Source organism: Streptomyces sp. NPDC030021, from assembly GCF_055574035.1.
This window is the reverse complement of sequence record NZ_JBVIAH010000001.1, coordinates 203,305-219,934: the sequence shown is the minus strand read 5'-3', so window position 1 is coordinate 219,934 and position 16,630 is coordinate 203,305. Positions and strand designations below refer to the sequence as shown.

15 protein-coding genes, 1 tRNA gene, 1 pseudogene and 1 riboswitch are annotated in these 16,630 nt (G+C 71.9%); of the genes and pseudogenes, 15 read left to right on the top strand and 2 right to left on the bottom strand.

Annotation, left to right across the window (positions count from 1 at the left end):
* Positions 1–13: 13 nt before the first annotated feature.
* Positions 14–805, bottom strand: coding sequence for a tyrosine-protein phosphatase (locus ACZ4YL_RS00915; RefSeq protein ID WP_468113103.1), 792 nt, complete (start codon positions 803–805; stop codon positions 14–16).
* Positions 806–1,120: 315 nt separating this feature from the next.
* Positions 1,121–1,296, top strand: a riboswitch (cyclic di-AMP (ydaO/yuaA leader).
* 2 nt (positions 1,297–1,298) lie between these two features.
* Between ACZ4YL_RS00915 and ACZ4YL_RS00910 the strand changes: the two genes are divergently transcribed.
* The 10 genes from ACZ4YL_RS00910 (at position 1,299) to ACZ4YL_RS00865 (ending at position 9,563) form a co-directional block, all read left to right on the top strand.
* Entirely contained in the window at positions 1,299–2,270 is a 972-nt protein-coding gene (locus tag ACZ4YL_RS00910) for a LysM peptidoglycan-binding domain-containing M23 family metallopeptidase (RefSeq protein ID WP_468113102.1), read from the top strand.
* Between the two features lie 163 nt (positions 2,271–2,433).
* Positions 2,434–3,219: an SGNH/GDSL hydrolase family protein gene (locus ACZ4YL_RS00905; protein ID WP_314246523.1), complete on the top strand. Its 786-nt coding sequence runs from the start codon at positions 2,434–2,436 to the stop codon at positions 3,217–3,219.
* A gap of 98 nt (positions 3,220–3,317) precedes the next feature.
* Positions 3,318–4,559, top strand: a complete 1,242-nt coding sequence (locus tag ACZ4YL_RS00900) for an MBL fold metallo-hydrolase (RefSeq protein ID WP_468113101.1) — start codon at positions 3,318–3,320, stop codon at positions 4,557–4,559.
* Positions 4,560–4,900: 341 nt separating this feature from the next.
* Positions 4,901–6,898, top strand: a complete 1,998-nt coding sequence (locus ACZ4YL_RS00895) for a sensor histidine kinase (RefSeq protein WP_468113100.1) — start codon at positions 4,901–4,903, stop codon at positions 6,896–6,898.
* Between the two features lie 38 nt (positions 6,899–6,936).
* Positions 6,937–7,371 carry a roadblock/LC7 domain-containing protein gene (locus ACZ4YL_RS00890; RefSeq protein WP_468113462.1) on the top strand — a complete coding sequence of 145 codons (435 nt, stop codon included), beginning with the start codon at positions 6,937–6,939 and terminating at the stop codon, positions 7,369–7,371.
* On the top strand, positions 7,368–7,781 hold the full coding sequence (locus ACZ4YL_RS00885) for a DUF742 domain-containing protein (RefSeq protein ID WP_468113099.1): 414 nt from the start codon (positions 7,368–7,370) through the stop codon (positions 7,779–7,781). The genes ACZ4YL_RS00890 and ACZ4YL_RS00885 overlap by 4 nt, the downstream gene beginning before the upstream one ends.
* Positions 7,759–8,397, top strand: coding sequence for a GTP-binding protein (locus ACZ4YL_RS00880; protein WP_468113098.1), 639 nt, complete (start codon positions 7,759–7,761; stop codon positions 8,395–8,397). Before ACZ4YL_RS00885 ends, ACZ4YL_RS00880 begins: the two co-directional genes overlap by 23 nt.
* Positions 8,394–8,939, top strand: coding sequence for a GAF domain-containing protein (locus ACZ4YL_RS00875; RefSeq protein ID WP_468113097.1), 546 nt, complete (start codon positions 8,394–8,396; stop codon positions 8,937–8,939). The genes ACZ4YL_RS00880 and ACZ4YL_RS00875 overlap by 4 nt, the downstream gene beginning before the upstream one ends.
* Positions 8,940–9,009: 70 nt before the next feature.
* Positions 9,010–9,372: an MmcQ/YjbR family DNA-binding protein gene (locus tag ACZ4YL_RS00870; RefSeq protein WP_468113096.1), complete on the top strand. Its 363-nt coding sequence runs from the start codon at positions 9,010–9,012 to the stop codon at positions 9,370–9,372.
* A 117-nt stretch (positions 9,373–9,489) separates the two neighbouring features.
* Positions 9,490–9,563 (top strand) — tRNA-Pro (locus ACZ4YL_RS00865).
* 68 nt (positions 9,564–9,631) lie between these two features.
* On the opposite strand, the pseudogene ACZ4YL_RS00860 reads toward ACZ4YL_RS00865, so the two are convergent.
* Positions 9,632–9,769 (bottom strand): annotated as a pseudogene (locus ACZ4YL_RS00860) (tyrosine-type recombinase/integrase); the annotation flags it as partial.
* A gap of 906 nt (positions 9,770–10,675) precedes the next feature.
* Here ACZ4YL_RS00860 and ACZ4YL_RS00855 point away from each other — a divergent pair.
* The 5 genes from ACZ4YL_RS00855 to ACZ4YL_RS00835 all read left to right on the top strand — a co-directional run bounded on the left by ACZ4YL_RS00855 (position 10,676) and on the right by ACZ4YL_RS00835 (position 16,598).
* Complete coding sequence (locus ACZ4YL_RS00855; protein WP_468113095.1) at positions 10,676–11,833, top strand: HAD family hydrolase; 1,158 nt, start codon at positions 10,676–10,678, stop codon at positions 11,831–11,833.
* A gap of 2 nt (positions 11,834–11,835) precedes the next feature.
* Entirely contained in the window at positions 11,836–12,360 is a 525-nt protein-coding gene (locus ACZ4YL_RS00850) for a gluconate 2-dehydrogenase subunit 3 family protein (RefSeq protein WP_468113094.1), read from the top strand.
* Entirely contained in the window at positions 12,357–14,027 is a 1,671-nt protein-coding gene (locus ACZ4YL_RS00845) for a GMC oxidoreductase (RefSeq protein WP_468113093.1), read from the top strand. The genes ACZ4YL_RS00850 and ACZ4YL_RS00845 overlap by 4 nt, the downstream gene beginning before the upstream one ends.
* A gap of 71 nt (positions 14,028–14,098) precedes the next feature.
* Positions 14,099–15,304, top strand: coding sequence for a hypothetical protein (locus ACZ4YL_RS00840; RefSeq protein ID WP_468113092.1), 1,206 nt, complete (start codon positions 14,099–14,101; stop codon positions 15,302–15,304).
* On the top strand, positions 15,297–16,598 hold the full coding sequence (locus tag ACZ4YL_RS00835; protein WP_468113091.1) for a hypothetical protein: 1,302 nt from the start codon (positions 15,297–15,299) through the stop codon (positions 16,596–16,598). Before ACZ4YL_RS00840 ends, ACZ4YL_RS00835 begins: the two co-directional genes overlap by 8 nt.
* The last annotated feature ends 32 nt before the right edge of the window (positions 16,599–16,630 follow it).

The window sequence follows — 16,630 nt, the reverse complement described above, 5'->3', positions numbered from 1 at the left end:
GCCCCCGCCCCGGTCAGGCGAGGAGCCGGTCCCGCAGCCGGTCGAGGGTCTCGGGCGTCAGCCCGAGGCCCTCCGCCAGGTAGCGGTCCACCCCGCCCCAGATCTCGTCGATGGTGTCGAAGGCGGCCACCAGGTACTCGGCGCGGGCGTCGAAGAGCGGCGCGAGCAGCTCCATCACCTCGGGTGAGCGGGCGCCCTCCGACTCGTCGGTGCGGCGCACGCGGTAGCGGCGGTGCGGGGCGTTCGACTCCAGGTAGTCCGCCACGATCGCCTCGCGCTCGACGCCCAGCGCGAGCAGGGTGACGGCGATCGACAGGCCGGCCCGGTCCTTGCCGGCCGCGCAGTGCATCAGCGCGGGGACGCTGTCCTCGGCGAGGGCGTGCACGACCCGGCTGTGCTCGGCGGTGCGCTGCCGGATGATCCCGCGGTACGAGTGCGACATCCGGGCCGCCGCCTTACCGTCGCCCAGGAGCTCGCGCAGCTGGACGAGGTCGCCGTCGCGGACCAGGCGCCAGAACTCCCGTCCGTCGGCCGGGTCGGAGAGCGGGATGTTGACGTTCCGCACGCCCGGCAGCTCGACGTCCGGCCCCTCCAGCGCGTGGTCGGCGACATTGCGGAAGTCGAAGATGGTGTGGAGGCCGAGCGAGGCGAGGAACTCTGCGTCGCTTTCGGTGGCATGCGCGAGATGTCCGCTTCGGAACAGTCGTCCCGTCCTGACCGTTCGGCCGCCAGAAGTCGGCAATCCGCCCACATCGCGGAAATTGCGCACTCCGGACAGCTCCGGCTCCTGTATCTGCTGGGTCAAAGCAACTCCTCCACCACGTCGTGGGCCCTCTGTCCGAATTACACTACTTGGCGCCAACTTGCCATATCCGGAGGCGAGATCAGACACGTCCCCGTGAGCCAGATCATACGGTGACCGTGAGTGCCTGATCGCTAAAGGCGAATGGCCCCGTCGGGGCGGCTGTTGGCGGTGCGGAATGGACGGAGGGTGACGGTAATTCCGTCGGTCCCTCATGCCTGTTATTCCGTCAGGGAATTCACGGCTTGTTCCGTGCCGCCGCAAGGGATTACCTTCGCGATCGATCCGGGTGGACCGCCAAATCCTGCCGCCTCCCGGAAACCGCATCCGACCTATTCGCGCGGCAGGAGCGGGGGAACCAGGTAAGCCGCCGGCCCGGAGATCTTTTCTCCGGGATGGCTCGGGGTGAAGCGGTGCATGTCCCGTACATGTACGGCCGGACATCTCCAGTCCGAACCCGACAGCTCACCTCGCAGGCGCCGGAGAGGAATTCGTCATGCCTGCAAAGGGTAAGCACCGCCGTCCCAAGTCCCTTTCCCTCTCCCGCGGTTTCGCCGTCGCCGGAACCGGTGGCGCGGCCCTCGCACTGCCGCTGATCGGTGCCGCCGGCTCCCACGCGGCCGTCGCCCCGGCCGCCGCGACCGCGGTGACCCCCGCGGTGGCGTCGCAGGCCCCCGTCGCTCTGCAGGCGGCACCCGCCGCCGCCGTGCAGGCCGCGCCGGCCGTCTACACCGTCGTGCCGGGCGACTACCTCTCGAAGATCGCTGCCGAGCGCCACCTGTCCGGCGGCTGGGAGCAGCTGTACGCCGACAACCGGGAGGCCGTCGGTGGCAACCCGTCGCTGATCCACCCGGGCCTGAAGCTGCACCTCGGCGGTCCCGCCGAGGCGGCTCCGGCCGAGGCGGAGGCCGAGGCCGCCCCGGCCCCCGAGGCCGACGCGGAGCCGGCAGCGCAGGCCGCGCCGAAGCCGGTCCGCAAGCAGGCCGAGCAGGCCGCCCCGGTGCAGCGGGAAGCCGCCGCCGAGTCCCAGGCCGAGGCCCCCGCCGCCGCGCCGCAGTCGGCCGCCGGCTTCGTGGCCCCGGTCAGCGGCGGAATCTCCACCCAGTACAAGGTCGCCGGCAGCATGTGGTCCTCCGGCTACCACACCGGCGTCGACTTCATCGCGAGCTCCGGCACCACCGTCAAGGCCGTCGGCGCGGGCACCGTGGTCTCCGCCGGCTGGAGCGGCTCGTACGGCAACGAGATCGTCATCCGGCACGCGGACGGCAAGTACTCCCAGTACGCCCACCTGTCCCAGCTCTCCGTCTCCTCCGGCCAGAGCGTCACCGCCGGCCAGGCCATCGGACTCTCCGGCTCCACCGGCAACTCGACCGGCCCCCACCTCCACTTCGAGATCCGCACGACCCCGTCCTACGGCTCGGACATGGACCCGATCGCCTACCTCCGTTCCAAGGGTGCGAGCCTCTGACGGCACCCGCCGCCGGAGCACCGACACGCGTGAGGCCGGGACCCGAGGGGGGTCCCGGCCTCACGTGTACTTATTCCTTATCCCCTGCGTGGTAGAGATCACGGCCCGTCAACCCCTCATTACGTTGGCGTAGGTTGGTTACGGGAGTGAAGGATGGGTTCTCGTGGCAGCGACGACGACGAAACTCAAGACCATCGGCTCGTACGCGGCGATCGGGGACAGCTTCACCGAGGGCGTGGGGGACCCGGGACCCGGGGATTCTTTTCTCGGCTGGGCGGACCGGCTCGCCGTGCTCCTGGCCGATCAGCGCGAAGAGCATGACTTCCGGTATGCGAATCTGGCGGTGCGGGGGAAGCTCCTCGACCAGATCGTGGCCGACCAGCTTCCGAGAGCCAAGGCCCTCGCACCGGACCTGGTGACCTTCTGTGCGGGCGGCAACGACATCATCCGGCCCGGCACCGACCCGGACGACGTGGCGGAGCGGTTCGAGGCGGCCGTGGCCGACCTCACCGGGTCCGTGGGCCAGGTCATGATCACCACGGGCTTCGACACCCGCGGCGTACCGGTGCTCAAGCACCTCCGCGGCAAGGTGGCGACGTACAGCGCGCACGTCCGTGCCATCGCCGACCGCTACGACTGCCCGGTGCTCGACCTCTGGTCGCTGAAGTCCGTACAGGACCGGCGGGCCTGGGACACGGACCGGCTGCACCTCTCGCCCGAGGGACACACGCGGGTCGCGCTGCGCGCCGCGCAGGTGCTCGGGCTGGACGTGCCGGCCGACCCCGACCAGCCGTGGCCCCCGCAGCGGCCGCGCGGCTCGGTGGACGTGACCCGGGACAACATCCAGTGGGCGCGCGACCACCTCGCGCCGTGGATCGGCCGGCGGCTGCGCGGGGAGTCCTCCGGGGACCACGTGGAGGCGAAGCGGCCGGACCTGCTGCCGCTGTAGCGGGCGCGGGAGCCGGAAGCGGAATCCTTCGGGGCCGGTGTGCGTTGGGATGGTCGTAGAGCGACGACCATCCTGACCCCACCCTCCCTGGAGGCGCTTTGACCGGCTCCCGTCCCCTGCGTCCGCGGCTGCGTGCCCTGCGGCCCGAAGCCTTCGGTGCGGACCCGTCCGGTGCCCGGCTGGAGCGGATCCAGCGCTCGCCGAACTTCGCCGACGGCGTCTTCCAGAACCCGGTCGGGGCCCGGAACAGGCCCTCGGGGTCGATGGCCGAGTTCGCCAAGATCTACTTCCACCGGGAGCAGCGGGTGCGGCGCAGCCCCGCCGCGCCGATCCCGGTCCACCCGACGACCCTCGCGGACCTGGCGAAGCCGCCCGTGAGCGGCCTGCGGCTGACCTGGATGGGGCACTCCAGCGTGCTCGCGGAGATCGACGGGCGCCGCGTGCTGTTCGATCCGGTGTGGGGCGAGCGGTGCTCCCCCTTCCCCTTCGCCGGTCCCAAGCGGCTGCACCCGGTACCGGTCCCGCTGGCCTCGCTGGGCACGGTCGACGTCGTGGTCATCTCGCACGACCACTACGACCACCTCGACCTGCCGACGATCAAGGCGCTGGCCGGTACGGACACGGTCTTCGCCGTCCCGCTGGGCGTCGGCGCACACCTGGAGCGCTGGGGCGTACCGGCCGACCGGCTGCGGGAGCTGGACTGGAACGAGAGCACCAAGATCGCCGGTCTCTCGCTCACGGCCACCCCCGCCCGGCACTTCTGCGGCCGCGGCCTGCGCAACCAGCAGCACACCCTGTGGGCGTCCTGGGTCGTCGCGGGCGACGAGCACCGGATCTACCACAGCGGTGACACCGGCTACTTCCCGGGCTTCGGGGAGATCGGCGCCGAGCACGGGCCCTTCGACGCCACCATGATCCAGATCGGTGCCTACTCGGAGTACTGGCCCGACATCCACATGACGCCCGAGGAGGGCATGCGTGCCCACCTCGACCTGCAAGGCGGCACCCCTCACGGGACGATGCTGCCGATCCACTGGGGCACCTTCAACCTGGCCCTGCACCCGTGGGACGAGCCGGGCGAAGGCACGCTGACCGCATCGAAGAACGCGGACGCCGCCATCGCGCTCCCCATCCCGGGACAGCCCTTCGAGCCCGGCTCGGCGGACGCACCCACCGCACCGTGGTGGCGGCCCTTCGTCGGCGGAAAGGCGGCGGGCGGCCCTGTCGACGGCCGCTCGTCCGTGCCGCCGCTCGGGGCGGGCGGAGCGGCGGCGACAGCTGCCCGGGTGGCGTCGGCGGCCGCCGACGGCCAGGGGAAGCCGGAGTCCGTCGGCTCGTAACGCACGGCACCGGGGCAGGAAGGGGCCGTTCCGGCAGATCCGGGCGGCCGACAGCCCGCGAAAGGCCCCCGGGGGACGTACGGAGCCCCGCGCGAGCCGTGGTGGCGCCGACGGCCGGCCGGTGCGCCCGGCCGCCGTGGGGCGCCGCCGGGGCGGGCCACAGGGCCCGACCGGCGCATTCGGGCTGCTGTGCGAGCGCTCCACCGGGAGCGGGAAGCACCCCGGCGAAGTTCGCCAACTGGCGCTCCGGGGTGCTGCGATGGGGTCTAGCGTGGGTATTCGGTGATCAACACCGGGCCCCGGGAACGCTGGGGGCCGGGCCCCACGTACCGAGGACGCAGATGTCCGGACTCCGCGCCGCCCGCCATGCCCCGTCGAGACACGCCGTCACCGGTCCCGGCCGGCAGATACGCCCTCAGCTGGTGCGCGCCGCCGTACTGCCCACACTCGCCGCCGGGCTCAGCGGCGCGGCCGCGGTGATCTTCACCCTCCAGCTCGGCGGGGGAGCCGGCGACCGCGACGCCCGGCTGTGGCCGGTGCTCACCGGTTGCGCCCTCCTCGTGGTCGGCGCCCTCGCCGCGGCCCTGCTCGGCGCCCAGCGCGCCGCCAAGGCCGTACGGGACCGGTGCGAGGCGCTGCGCCGCTCCAGCGTGCGCGGCCGGGGCGAGCTGCGCACGGCCGCCGACCGGCTGGAACGGGGCGAGACCGCGCCCCGCCCGGTGCGCGGTGGGCCGAGCTCGCCGCTGTCCGGCGGGGATCCGGCCGGGGTGGACGAGTTCTGGCTGCTCTCGCAGGAGCTGCGGGGCGCCCGCGAAGAGGCGCACACGACCCTCCTGCGGCTGGCCGGACCGGCCGCCCCGACCGACAGCGAGCGCAAGGTCGAGGTCTTCGTCAACCTCGCGCGCCGGCTCCAGTCCCTCGTGCACCGCGAGATCTCGCTGCTGGACGATCTGGAGGACACGGTCGAGGACCCGGACCTGCTCAAGGAGCTCTTCCACGTCGACCACCTCGCCACCCGCATCCGCCGGCACGCCGAGAACCTCGCCGTCCTGGGCGGCGCCGCGTCCCGCCGCCAGTGGACCAGGCCCATCGACCTGAGCGAGGTGCTCCGCTCCTCGGTCGCGGAGGTCGAGCAGTACACCCGGGTCAAGGTCGTGCCCCCGGCCGGCGGCAGCGTCCGCGGGCACGCCGTCGCGGACGTGGTGCACCTGCTGGCCGAACTCGTCGAGAACGCCACGGTCTTCTCCGCCCCCGACACCGATGTGGTGCTGCGCGCCGAACGGGTCACCGCCGGGATCGCGGTCGAGGTGGAGGACCGGGGACTCGGCATGCCGGCCGAGGAGCAGCACCGGATGAACGCCCTGCTCGGCGACCCCGACCAGATCAGCGTCCGGCACCTGCTGGCGGACGGCCGGATCGGCCTGTTCGTGGTGTCGGCGCTGGCCCGTCGGCACGGGATCGCCGTCGAGCTCAAGTCCAACATCTACGGCGGTGTGCTCGCCGTGCTGGTGCTGCCGCAGGAGCTGCTGGGCGCGGAGGCGCCCACCGCGGCCGACGCGGCGGGCGGTTCGCGGGCCACCTCGTGGGGGACCGGTCAAGGGTCGGCGATGCCGCCGCTGGAGCCGGTGCGGATGCCCCTGCCGACGCCCCTGCCGGAGGCCTGGCAGGCCTCCGGCGGCCCGGGCGCCGCAGCCCCGCACGACCCCGAGCCGCACCCCGCACCGGCTCCCGCACCCGGACCCGGACCCGGACCCGCTCCCGGACCCGCTCCCGGATCCGCTCCCGGACCCGCACCCGGACCCGCACCCGGACCCGCCTCCCCGTCCGCCCCCGCACCCGGACCCGCACCCGCCTCCCCGTCCGCCCCCGTGCCCGTGGCGGGCACCGGCACCCGGCCGGGTCCGGGAGCCGCGACCCCGTCGGAACCCGCGCCCCAGCCCGTGCCCCGGCCCCGGACGGAGCCCCGGCCCCAGCCCCGTCCCGCACCCCTGCCCTCGCCCCGGTCCGGGGCACCGGACGCGCCGGGTGCCGTGGCCTGGTCGGCGCCCGCGACCGATCCCCGGGTCGGGCCCGCGCCGGGTTCGCCGGCCGGAGCGGTGGCCTGGTCGGCGCCCGCGCCCGAAACGGCGCCGGCGGCCGATCCCGTACCCGGCGCGCCCGCCACGGGCGACCGGCCACGGCTGCCCCGGCGCCGTGCCCAGGAGCACCTCGCGCCCCAGCTGCGCGAGGCCCCCGCCCCCCGGCGGGCCGCGGACCCCGAGCAGCCGGTGCACGACCCGGGCCTGATGGCCGCCTTCCAACGGGGCTTCGGCCTGGCCCAGTCGGAAAACCAGGCATGACCCCGACCCCTCACCTCATCAGCAAGGAGCGCACCCCCATGGGCGGCGAAGTGGCGACGAAGACCGGCGGCCGGCTCTCCGACCTCGACTGGCTGCTCAGCGGCCTGGTGCAGCGCGTGCCGCACGCGCGAAGCGCCGTGATCCTCACCGCCGACGGGCTCGTGACCTGCGTGCACGGGCTGGACGCCGACAGCGCCGACCACCTGGCGGCCCTCGCCTCCGGGCTGTACTCCCTGGGCCGCAGTGCGGGCTCCCGCTTCGCGGACGGCGCCGAGGTACGGCAGGTCGTGGTCGAACTCGACAGCGCGCTCGTCTTTGTGTCCGCGGCTGGATCCGGTACCTGCCTGGCCGTCCTCGCCGACCGGGAGGCCGACGCCGGAGTGCTCGGTTACGAGATGGCGATGCTGGTCAAGAGCGTACGTCCGTACCTCGCGGCCCCGCCGCGGCGGCCCGTCGCCGACGTGGAGCGATGAGGGCCCGCGGGACGGGGGCGTACGCGAAGGGGCGGGACACACCATGGCTCGACGACTCGGCGGGCCGTGTGATGCGCCCGTACACCGCCAGCGGGGGGCGGACCAGGCCGGGCTTCACGCTCGACCTGCTCTCGCTGGTGAGCGCGACCGGGGTGCGGCCGCACGTCCCGCTCGGGACGGAGCACACGCTCGCACTGCGGATGTGCGCGGGCGCCACCACCGTCACCGTCGCCGAGGTGGCCGGGCAGCTGCGGCTGCCCGCCGTCGTGGTGAAGGTGCTGCTGTCCGACCTGATGGAACACGGGGCCGTCATGGCGCAGGCGCCGCGGTTCCCGGGCGGGCGCTCGTTCGCCGCCGACGACCGGTCCCTGCTCCTGGCGGTGCTCGATGGCCTGCGTAAACGACTGTGACGCCCCCGCACCCGCCCCGGCCCCGGAAGCCGGAGCCCCGCCCGCGACCTTGAAGATCCTGGTCGCGGGCGGGTTCGGGGCGGGCAAGACCACCTTCGTGGGTGCGGTCAGCGAGATCGAACCGCTGAGCACGGAGGAACTCCTCAGCGGACTCGGCGCGGGCTCCGACCCGCTCCACGGCGTCGAGGAGAAGACCACGACGACCGTCGCGCTCGACTTCGGCCGGATCACCCTGGACGAGCGCCACGTGCTCTACCTCTTCGGCACCCCGGGCCAGCACCGCTTCTGGTTCCTCTGGGAGGAGCTGTGCGCGGGCGCGCTCGGGGCGGTGGTGCTCGCCGACACCCGCCGCCTGGCCGACTGCTTCCCCGCCGTGGATTTCTTCGAGCGGCGCGGGATCGCCTTCATCGTCGCCGTCAACGAGTTCGACGGCGGTCACCGCTACGGGCCCGAAGAGGTCCGCGAGGCGGTGGGGATCGGGCCCGAGGTGCCCGTCGTACGGTGCGACGCGCGCCTCGCGAGCTCCGGGACGGGGGCGCTGGCCGCCCTCGTCCGCCACCTGCTCTGCACGTCCACAGCCAGCTCTTCGTCTTCGGAGTCGGGGGAACCGCCATGACGTACTACGAATCGACCGGACACCTGCTGCTCACCCCGGTGGACCGGGAGGCACCCGCACGCACCGTCCGGCTGCGCGAGCTGGGCCTGGGGGAGCGTACGGACGCAGAACTGGACGCCTTCGCGCGGCGCGTGGCCGACGTGCTCGGCGCACCGTACGCGGGGGTCAACTTCATCGGCGAGGAACGGCAGTTCTTCGCCGGGCTGCACCACGCCGCCGAGGCCCCGGCGAGCGGGTACCCGGCGCGGGTGCTGGCCCGCGACCACGGCTACTGCCCGCACGTGGTGGTGCGGCGGCGGGCGCTGGTGCTGGAGGACGTACGGGACTTCGCGCGCTTCGCGGGCAATGCGGTGGTGGACGAGAGCGGGGTGCGGTCGTACATGGGCGCGCCGCTGACGGACCGGCGGGGCATCGTCCTGGGCACGGTGTGCGCGGTGGACGTGGTGCCCCGGCGGTGGGGGACGGAGGGACTCGCCACCGTGAAGACGCTCGCGGCGGAACTGGTGGCGCTGGTGCACGAGCGGGAGGACCGGCGGGGGTGAGCGGGACGGTCGGTGGCGGGGGCTACCGTCGTCGGACAGGGTTCACCGGTGCTGGAGAGGAGTCTCGGGGATGGCCACGACCGCGCAGGACGTCCGCCTGATCGCGCTGTCGCTTCCGGACAGCAGCGAGAAGCCCGCCTGGGGCATGCCGACCTTCCGGGTGGGCGGGAAGATCTTCGTCTCGCTCGCCGACGACGACACCTCGATCGGGGTGAAGTGCCCCAAGGAGGACCGGGCCGGGCTGATCGCGGCGGAGCCCGAGAAGTTCTTCCTGCGGGCGGGCCACGACGACAACTACGCCTGGATCCGGGTCCGGCTCGCGGCCGTGCGCGACACGGCCGAGCTGCGCTCCATCCTGACCGATTCCTGGCTCCAGGCGGCCCCCAAGCGCCTGATCGCCGCGCATCCGGAGCTGACCGTGGACACGGGCTGAAGGCGGCGGCAGGGCCAGGCGGACCCGGAGACGGAAAAGGTGCGCGCAACCACCCCGCGAAGTGCGGTATCGTTCTCCTGCGCGTTCAACCAGGGGAAACCCCAGGTCAGCGCGCATCGGGACGTGGCGCAGCTTGGTAGCGCACTTGACTGGGGGTCAAGGGGTCGCAGGTTCAAATCCTGTCGTCCCGACTCGAAAGAGTCGCAGGTCAGGGGCCGTTTCAGAGTAATCTGAAACGGCCCTTTGATCGTTTTTGGGGACCAGTTGGGGTGATCTGGCCGGCGTCGGGGTGCAGGTAGCGCTGAGTGGTGGTCAGCGAGCCGTGTCCGGCGATCTTGCGGAGGACATGCAGGGGGACGCCTGCGTCGGCAAACCAGGTCAGTCCGGTGTGGCTGAGAAGCGCGGACAGCAGCCGGAAGCTCATGAACCCGACGGGTTCATCCGATCCTGGAGCACTTAGGCCGCGAACTGAACGCCGAGTAGTGCACGCCAGGTTCGCATCACCCAGGGATTGCCGCGAAGCGGTCACCATGCACGGGCTCACCGGGGCCCTGCTGTTGCCTCCGCGGCGGCTAGTGCTGTGACCGGCAAGGTTCACCGGGTTGCGACGCCCGGCACGGCACCTCGCTGCGTTGTCGGACCGCGCAAGTACGTCCAGTACGAGCCGCGGCCCTCCGCCTTGCGATGCACCGCACCGGACGCCGCAACCCGGCAAACCTTTCCGGCCACAGCGCTAGGCGCGCAGCGATAGCCCGATATGGCCTAGTTGGGTAGAATTTGAGCAGATCGCCCATCGGGGGACACGCGGGCAGGAGGCCCGGATGGGAACCCGAGAACCGATCCCGCTCACCCCGGTGCGCGACCCCCGCCACCGGCCATCTTGCGTCGCTTTCCGGACGCCTCCACCCCCGGCTGCGGCGCCTCAAGGTACGGCCACCCGCATCTGCGTCTGAGCCTCGTGCGGTGGTGGGCGTCGGGTGTGCTCGACGAGGTGGTACTCGGGCCGCCGACCGTCCCGGATCGACGAGGCATCGAGGCGCCGTGGCCTCAGGGCATCCGGGCGCCCTCGTGTCGATCGGTGCTCATCGCCGGACGATCACGTACGGAGATCAGGGTTCCCACGATGTTGTGTAACCCACCGGTTGGTCTGCCGGTGTGGCACGACCGCCCGGCGCCGCGGAGCAGGAGCGCAGCAGGACGCCTGGGAAGACCTGGTGCGCCCCACCCTCGCCGACACGCGGCCCGGCGCGCCCCACGACGTCGCGTCCGTCTCGCTCGTACACATCCATGGAAGGGACGCCCCATGCCCGCCACCACCGTCGACTGCGACGTGGTCTTCTTCGACCTGCGCGACACCCTCGGCGACGTCGACCGGCCCGGTCATCTCGTGCTGTATCGACCCAGCACCAAGAAGCTGCTCGACGCCATGCGGGATCTGGTGGGGCTGCGTGTCGGCGTGATCACCAACCTGCCCGCGGAGGTCAGCGCCGAGCAGGGACATCGCATGATCGCCGAGGCCGTCGTCGCCGAGAACAACGGCAGCGTCGTCCACCTCGCCGACGTCCTGGACCCGGACGGCATCGTGATCAACCACGAGGCCAAGCTGGACAAGCCCGATCCCGCCATCTACCACTTCGCGGCCGATCAGATGCGCGTACCGATCGAGCGGTGCCTGTTCGTCGGGGAGAACCTCATCGAAGTCCTCGCCGCCCAGGCGGCCGGCATGCGAGGCGTGCTCAAGCCGTCGCCGCCCGGCAAGGAGTTCCAGCCCGCGGTGATCACCCGGCAGGGGGAATCGGTCCGCGACAGCGGCCGTGCCTTCGAGGAGCTCCTCGAACAGGAGCACCTGCTCGGCGAACGCGTCCTCGCGTGTGGCAGCCGCATCGTGCAAGCGCTCGACTCGGTGCACCAGGCACCGGACATCCCGCCGGGGGTGCGCACCGCGATGGGGATGTTCGCGTACACGCTCACCGACTTCGCGGACCAGGCGCACCTGAAGGCCGAAGAAGCGATCGTGCCGCTCGCCGTCGCACGCGGCATGCCACCCGACCGTGCCCGCTGGATGTTCGACCAGCACGACCAGGCCCGCGCCTATTGGGAGGCGATCCGCGTCGCCTGGCGACGGATCCAGAACGGCGACCCCCGCGACGTGTCCTACGCGATCTCCGACTTCCGCCGCTGCACGGAGGGCTTCGTACTGCTCTTCCGGCCGCATGCGGTACGCGAGAACGACGAGTTGTATCCGGAACTGGGCCGCCATCTCACCGATGCGGACGACGCGACCGTGCTCTCCATCGTCCATCACACCGGCCCGCCGGACAACGGACCCTACGCGGCGATCGTCGGCGCGATGGAGGAGGCCCTCGACAACGCGGATATCGCAGACGACGCGGACCCCGCGCGCGGCACGGTCGACGTGGACAGCGCGGACGGGGCGACCAGCATCACCGGAAAGGCCTGACCATGTGGCTCCTTCGACCGCCCGACACCGGCTGTTTCGACAAGGGCCAGCGGCGCGCCGTGGAGGTGCTCTTCGACGCGATCCTGCCCGGCGGACCCCGACGGCCCGGCGCGACCGACGCCGACGCCGCCGAATACGTCGACCGACTCCTGGTCATGGGCCCCGAGACGCATCCCGAGATTCCGGCGTGGCGCCTGGCCTACCCGGTGCTGCTCGCCGCTCTCGACACCGCCGCGCAACAGGCGCACGGCGGACTCGGCGTCGCCGAACTCGACCGCGCCGAGGCCACCGCGCTGCTGCGCGACCTGGCGGCGGGGACCCTGCCCGACTGGCCCGCGGCCGCCCTTGCCCAGCCGGCCGCGTTCGCCCTGCTGCGGGCCCACTGCATCGAGGGCTGCTTCGGCGACCCGCGCTGGGGCGGCAACCGCGAAGCGGTGATCTGGCGCTGGTACGGCTACCTCACGCCGGCTGAACCCTTCACCCGCCCCACCACCGCGACCGCCGACCGGCCCGGGGAGGACTCATGACCGCCACGACCACCGCAACCGGCGAATATGACGCGATCGTCGTGGGCGCCGGCGCGGGCGGCGGCACCGCGGCCCGCGTGCTCACGGCGCGAGGACGCCGCGTCGCCGTGCTGGAGAAGGGCCCGCTCCCGGTCGCCGACGACTTCCTTCCCTACGACGAACTCCACTTCCACACGCACAAGGCGCTCATCCCGCACCGCGACACCGACCCCAACATCTACATGGCCGGCCCCGACCAGGACCGGCCCACCCGGGTCGAGCGCTGGTGGAACGTCAACATGGTCGGCGGCGCGACGAACGTGTGGGACGCCAACGTGCCCCGCTACACCGAGGAGGACTTCCGCGTCCTCGACCACCTGCGCGACGTGCCGCCCGAAGCGGACATGGTGGACTGGCCGTGGACCTATCGCGAGTTCGAGCCGTGGTTCGAGCGGGCCGAGTACGAATGGGGCGTCGCCGGACGGGCTCGACAGTCCCCGGCTCAGGAACCGATACGGGTCGGATACGACTATGCGATGCCGCCGCTGCGCCCGCACGCGGCAGTGCCGTTCCTGACCGAGGCGTTCGGCCGCGCCGGAATGCGGCCCTACCTCGGCCCCCGGGCGATCAACTCCCGGGTGAACGACGGCCGTCCGGCCTGCTCGTTCTGCGGCTTCAACCAGTTCTTCGGCTGCGGTCTCAACTCAAGGGCCTCGGCGCTGAACACGGTGCTCCAGCGCGCCTTGGCCACCGGCCGGTGCGACCTGTTGACTGGACACTGCGTGACCCGGCTCGTGCACGAGGACGGGCGGGTGCGCGGCGTGATGTATCGCACCGAGCCCGGCGGACCCGAACGGTTCCTGGGCGCATCCCAAGTGCTCGTGTCCATTCAGACCATCGAGTCGGCGCGGTTGTTCCTCGTGTCGCAGGTGCCCGACCCCAACCGGATGATCGGCCACTATCTGACCTATCACACCCACGGAAGCGCCGAAGTCACCCTGCCGCTCCAGCCCGTGTGGACCGGCAACGGCGCTCAGCAGCCCTCCACCGCGATCGGCTCCCTGCAATTGCGCGACCTGTACGTGGTCGACGACCCCGCCACCCCGGTCACCAAGGCCGGGAAGTTTTCCGTGTACGACCCCTATACGTGCGTGCCGCCGGTCCGGCTCGTCAAGGGCGCCGCGCTCGGGCCCGGCCGCGGCGGTTTGTGGGGTGACGACCTGTACACCTACCTCGACGAGCTGCGTCACCAGGGCGGCGTCTCCTTCTCCTTCACCGGCGAGGCGCTCTCCCTGTACGACAACCGGGTCGAACTTGACCCCGACGTCACCGACCCGTGGGGCATGCCCGCCGCCCGAATCTGGTACCGGCACCATGCCTACGACCTGGCCGCGGCCCGCTACGCAATCGATCGCGTGGTGCGGGTGATGGGGGACGCGGGCGGCGAGTTGCGCGGCTACGACGTTCCCGGCGCGGAGAACCCCGGCTACGGACACGTACAGGGCACGCTGCGCGCCGGCACCGATCCCGACGCCTCGGTGCTCGACGAGAACTGCCAGTCGCACACCGTCTCCGGACTCTATGTCCTCGACTGCGCGTTCATGCCGACCGCCGGCGCCTCGAACCCCACCCTGACCCTTCTCGCCAACGCCTACCGGGTGTGCGAGCAACTCCCGGACCCCGACTGAGGCGCACGCCCACGACGAGGAACCGACACACCGGCACCGGGCCGACCGGGAATAATTCGAAAGGCAGCACCATGAACACCCTCGACGAGCGGGTCGACATCGCCCGCGCCCTGCTGTCCGCCGGGATCACCCCGGCCGACCTCGAACTGTCGCCTGATCTGGCCGCGGCGCCGGAAGGCCCCGTCCTCGCCGCCGACCTCGGGATCGTCTTCCCCGACGGGCTCGCACCCATCCCACAGCCCTTCGACATCGAACCGTCCCCCGACGCCGCGCTGCCTCGGGCAGACGTCGTCGTGATCACCTGGACCGTCGCCGAACAAAACGCCCTCGCCGACGTGTTCACCCCAGGCTTCGGACGGCTGCGCTGGTATCGGTACACCCGCCGCTTCGAGGAGCACTACCGGCCGCTGATCAGAGGTGGAGCGCCCTCGCTGGCCGCCCGCCCGCCACGCCTGGGCTCGTACTTCCCCGTCAAGCTCGGCGACCTGGACGTGCTGTGCGTGAAGTCCGAACTCCACCTCAACCAGGACGGTCTCAAGACCGGCGTAGGCACCGCCACCCTGCCCGTCCGGGACTTCTTCGAGCAGATCATCGAGGAGGTCCGGCCGCGAGTGATCGCCACCATCGGCACCTCGGGCAGCGTCTTCGGCGACTTCCCCCTGGGCGACGTTGTGGTCACGCGCGCGGCGAAGTTCCGCTGCCAAAAGGAGTTTCGCAACGAGGACTTCAACGGCCGCACATTCCGGTGCGACTGGACCCTCCCGCTCGGCCGGATCGACGACGCCCAAAAGCTGATGCGCGGCTTCGCCGACCGGCTCACCGAACCACCGCTCGGCCCACCGTCCACCCGCTTCCCCTTCGCCGGGCCGCTGCTCAAGCCGCCCGACAACGACCCGACCATCCGCATCGAACAGGGCGCGCGGGACATGCCCGAGTTCCACCCGATTCTGACCACCGACTACTTCGAGTTCGGCACGTCCACGAACGGCCTGGAACACGAGGGTTCGGCCGTCGAGATGGGCGACGCGGCGCTCGGTCTGGCCTGCGCCGACCTCACCGACGCGGGCTCGGATCACGTGCCCGACTGGGTGGTGGTCCGCAACATGTCCGACCCCCAGATCAACGGCGAACTTTCCACCGAATTCCTCCTCAAGCCGCAGACCATGTGGGCGGTGGCCTACTACGAGGCGTACGGCTACTGGACCAGCGTCTGCGGTGCGCTCACCACGTGGGGCCTGCTCGCGGGACTCTCCGACGCGGCCATCGACGATGCCTGACCCGCCGGCCGTCACCCGGCTCCCCATCGAGGTCGAGCTGCTGTTCGAGCTCATGCCGTGCAATGCGTTGCGCACCTCGCAGTACGCCGGACCTGGAGCCCATCCGTGCGCCTACTTCCGCTCGTGGGGTACGTACCACGCGTACGACTACGACGCCGACGAGCCGCCGCCGGACGCCTCAATCGTGCGGCCTTCGCACTACACCGGCCGGATGACCCCTCTGCCGGAACCGTTGTCCGGTTGCCGCAAGGCCCCGATCCTTGCCGTCGGCATCAACCCCAACCTCCCGGGCTGGTGGCCCGACAGCCACGGCTCGCTCACCCCCGACTTCGACTCCGTGCGCCAATACGCGCACTACTTCCGCCACCGAGGGGTGTTCAAGCCCGAGCTGCCCGACGACGCGTATCGCGCCTTCGGCGGCGGACCCGACGACGATCCCCTGGCCGGGGTCCCGCTCATCGTTCCCGAGGACGCGCAGGGCCGCCGCGAGATCACGGTCCGCGAGCAGCCACAGCGCATGTACCTCGTCTACCAGCAACTACTGGACGCCCTCGGCGTGGAACTGGGGCTCGACCGGGGCACGCTCGCCGTCGGCGAGGACCTGTCGTACGGCAACATGGTCGCCTGCGCCTCGGCCAAGTGGACCACCCGACCCGACCCGCACGACCCCGACCTTCCGCCGATGACCGACGATCAGCGCGTCGGGATCGTCGGTGAGTGCTTCCGCACCCGCCGCCACCTGCTGCGCCAAATGTTCCAGTCGCTGCCGGCGGTGATCCTCGTGCTCGGACAGAGCACCGCCAACGCGTTCACCGGCGAACTCGGCGACCGCCTGGCACCCGTACCCGCCCCGGACACCCCCATGGCGCAGCTGATGGCGACCGAGATCCGCCTCAGTTACGGCACCCTCGACGACGGCGAGGAACTCGACGCCCGGGTGCTGTTCGCCCCGCATCCCACCGGGCACCCCGACGACTACGCGCGGGCCCGGCCGCTGCTTGTCGAACAACTGCTGCACGAGGCCCGCTCCGGCCGGCTGAGTCACGACGAACGCATCGGTCACCTGACGCGCCCCCGCGGCTCGTGCTCCTTCTGCCCTCTGCTCGACATCGGCCCGTGCCCGTACGCCGACGTGCTCACGCCGCTCCCGGGCGGTGGCCCCGCCCTGCTCGCCGACGGATCGGCGCCCGTCGGGGCGGAGAAACGCACCCAACTACGGCTGCTCGACGGCATCACCGAACGGGCCGCACCCGTCGCCGAGGTCTGGGCACACACCGACGACCGGGAGGACTGACGCCGAAACGCCCCACCAGCGCCACCACCCTC

Excerpts from the sequence above, each read along its gene's own strand:
- ACZ4YL_RS00910 (WP_468113102.1), top strand. The coding sequence starts at position 1,299 with ATGCCTGCAAAGGGTAAGCACCGCCGTCCCAAGTCCCTTTCCCTCTCC.
- ACZ4YL_RS00895 (WP_468113100.1), top strand. The coding sequence starts at position 4,901 with ATGTCCGGACTCCGCGCCGCCCGCCATGCCCCGTCGAGACACGCCGTC.
- ACZ4YL_RS00890 (WP_468113462.1), top strand. The coding sequence starts at position 6,937 with ATGGGCGGCGAAGTGGCGACGAAGACCGGCGGCCGGCTCTCCGACCTC.
- ACZ4YL_RS00885 (WP_468113099.1), top strand. The coding sequence starts at position 7,368 with ATGAGGGCCCGCGGGACGGGGGCGTACGCGAAGGGGCGGGACACACCA.
- ACZ4YL_RS00880 (WP_468113098.1), top strand. The coding sequence starts at position 7,759 with ATGGCCTGCGTAAACGACTGTGACGCCCCCGCACCCGCCCCGGCCCCG.
- ACZ4YL_RS00875 (WP_468113097.1), top strand. The coding sequence starts at position 8,394 with ATGACGTACTACGAATCGACCGGACACCTGCTGCTCACCCCGGTGGAC.
- ACZ4YL_RS00870 (WP_468113096.1), top strand. The coding sequence starts at position 9,010 with ATGGCCACGACCGCGCAGGACGTCCGCCTGATCGCGCTGTCGCTTCCG.
- ACZ4YL_RS00855 (WP_468113095.1), top strand. The coding sequence starts at position 10,676 with ATGCCCGCCACCACCGTCGACTGCGACGTGGTCTTCTTCGACCTGCGC.
- ACZ4YL_RS00850 (WP_468113094.1), top strand. The coding sequence starts at position 11,836 with ATGTGGCTCCTTCGACCGCCCGACACCGGCTGTTTCGACAAGGGCCAG.
- ACZ4YL_RS00845 (WP_468113093.1), top strand. The coding sequence starts at position 12,357 with ATGACCGCCACGACCACCGCAACCGGCGAATATGACGCGATCGTCGTG.
- ACZ4YL_RS00840 (WP_468113092.1), top strand. The coding sequence starts at position 14,099 with ATGAACACCCTCGACGAGCGGGTCGACATCGCCCGCGCCCTGCTGTCC.
- ACZ4YL_RS00835 (WP_468113091.1), top strand. The coding sequence starts at position 15,297 with ATGCCTGACCCGCCGGCCGTCACCCGGCTCCCCATCGAGGTCGAGCTG.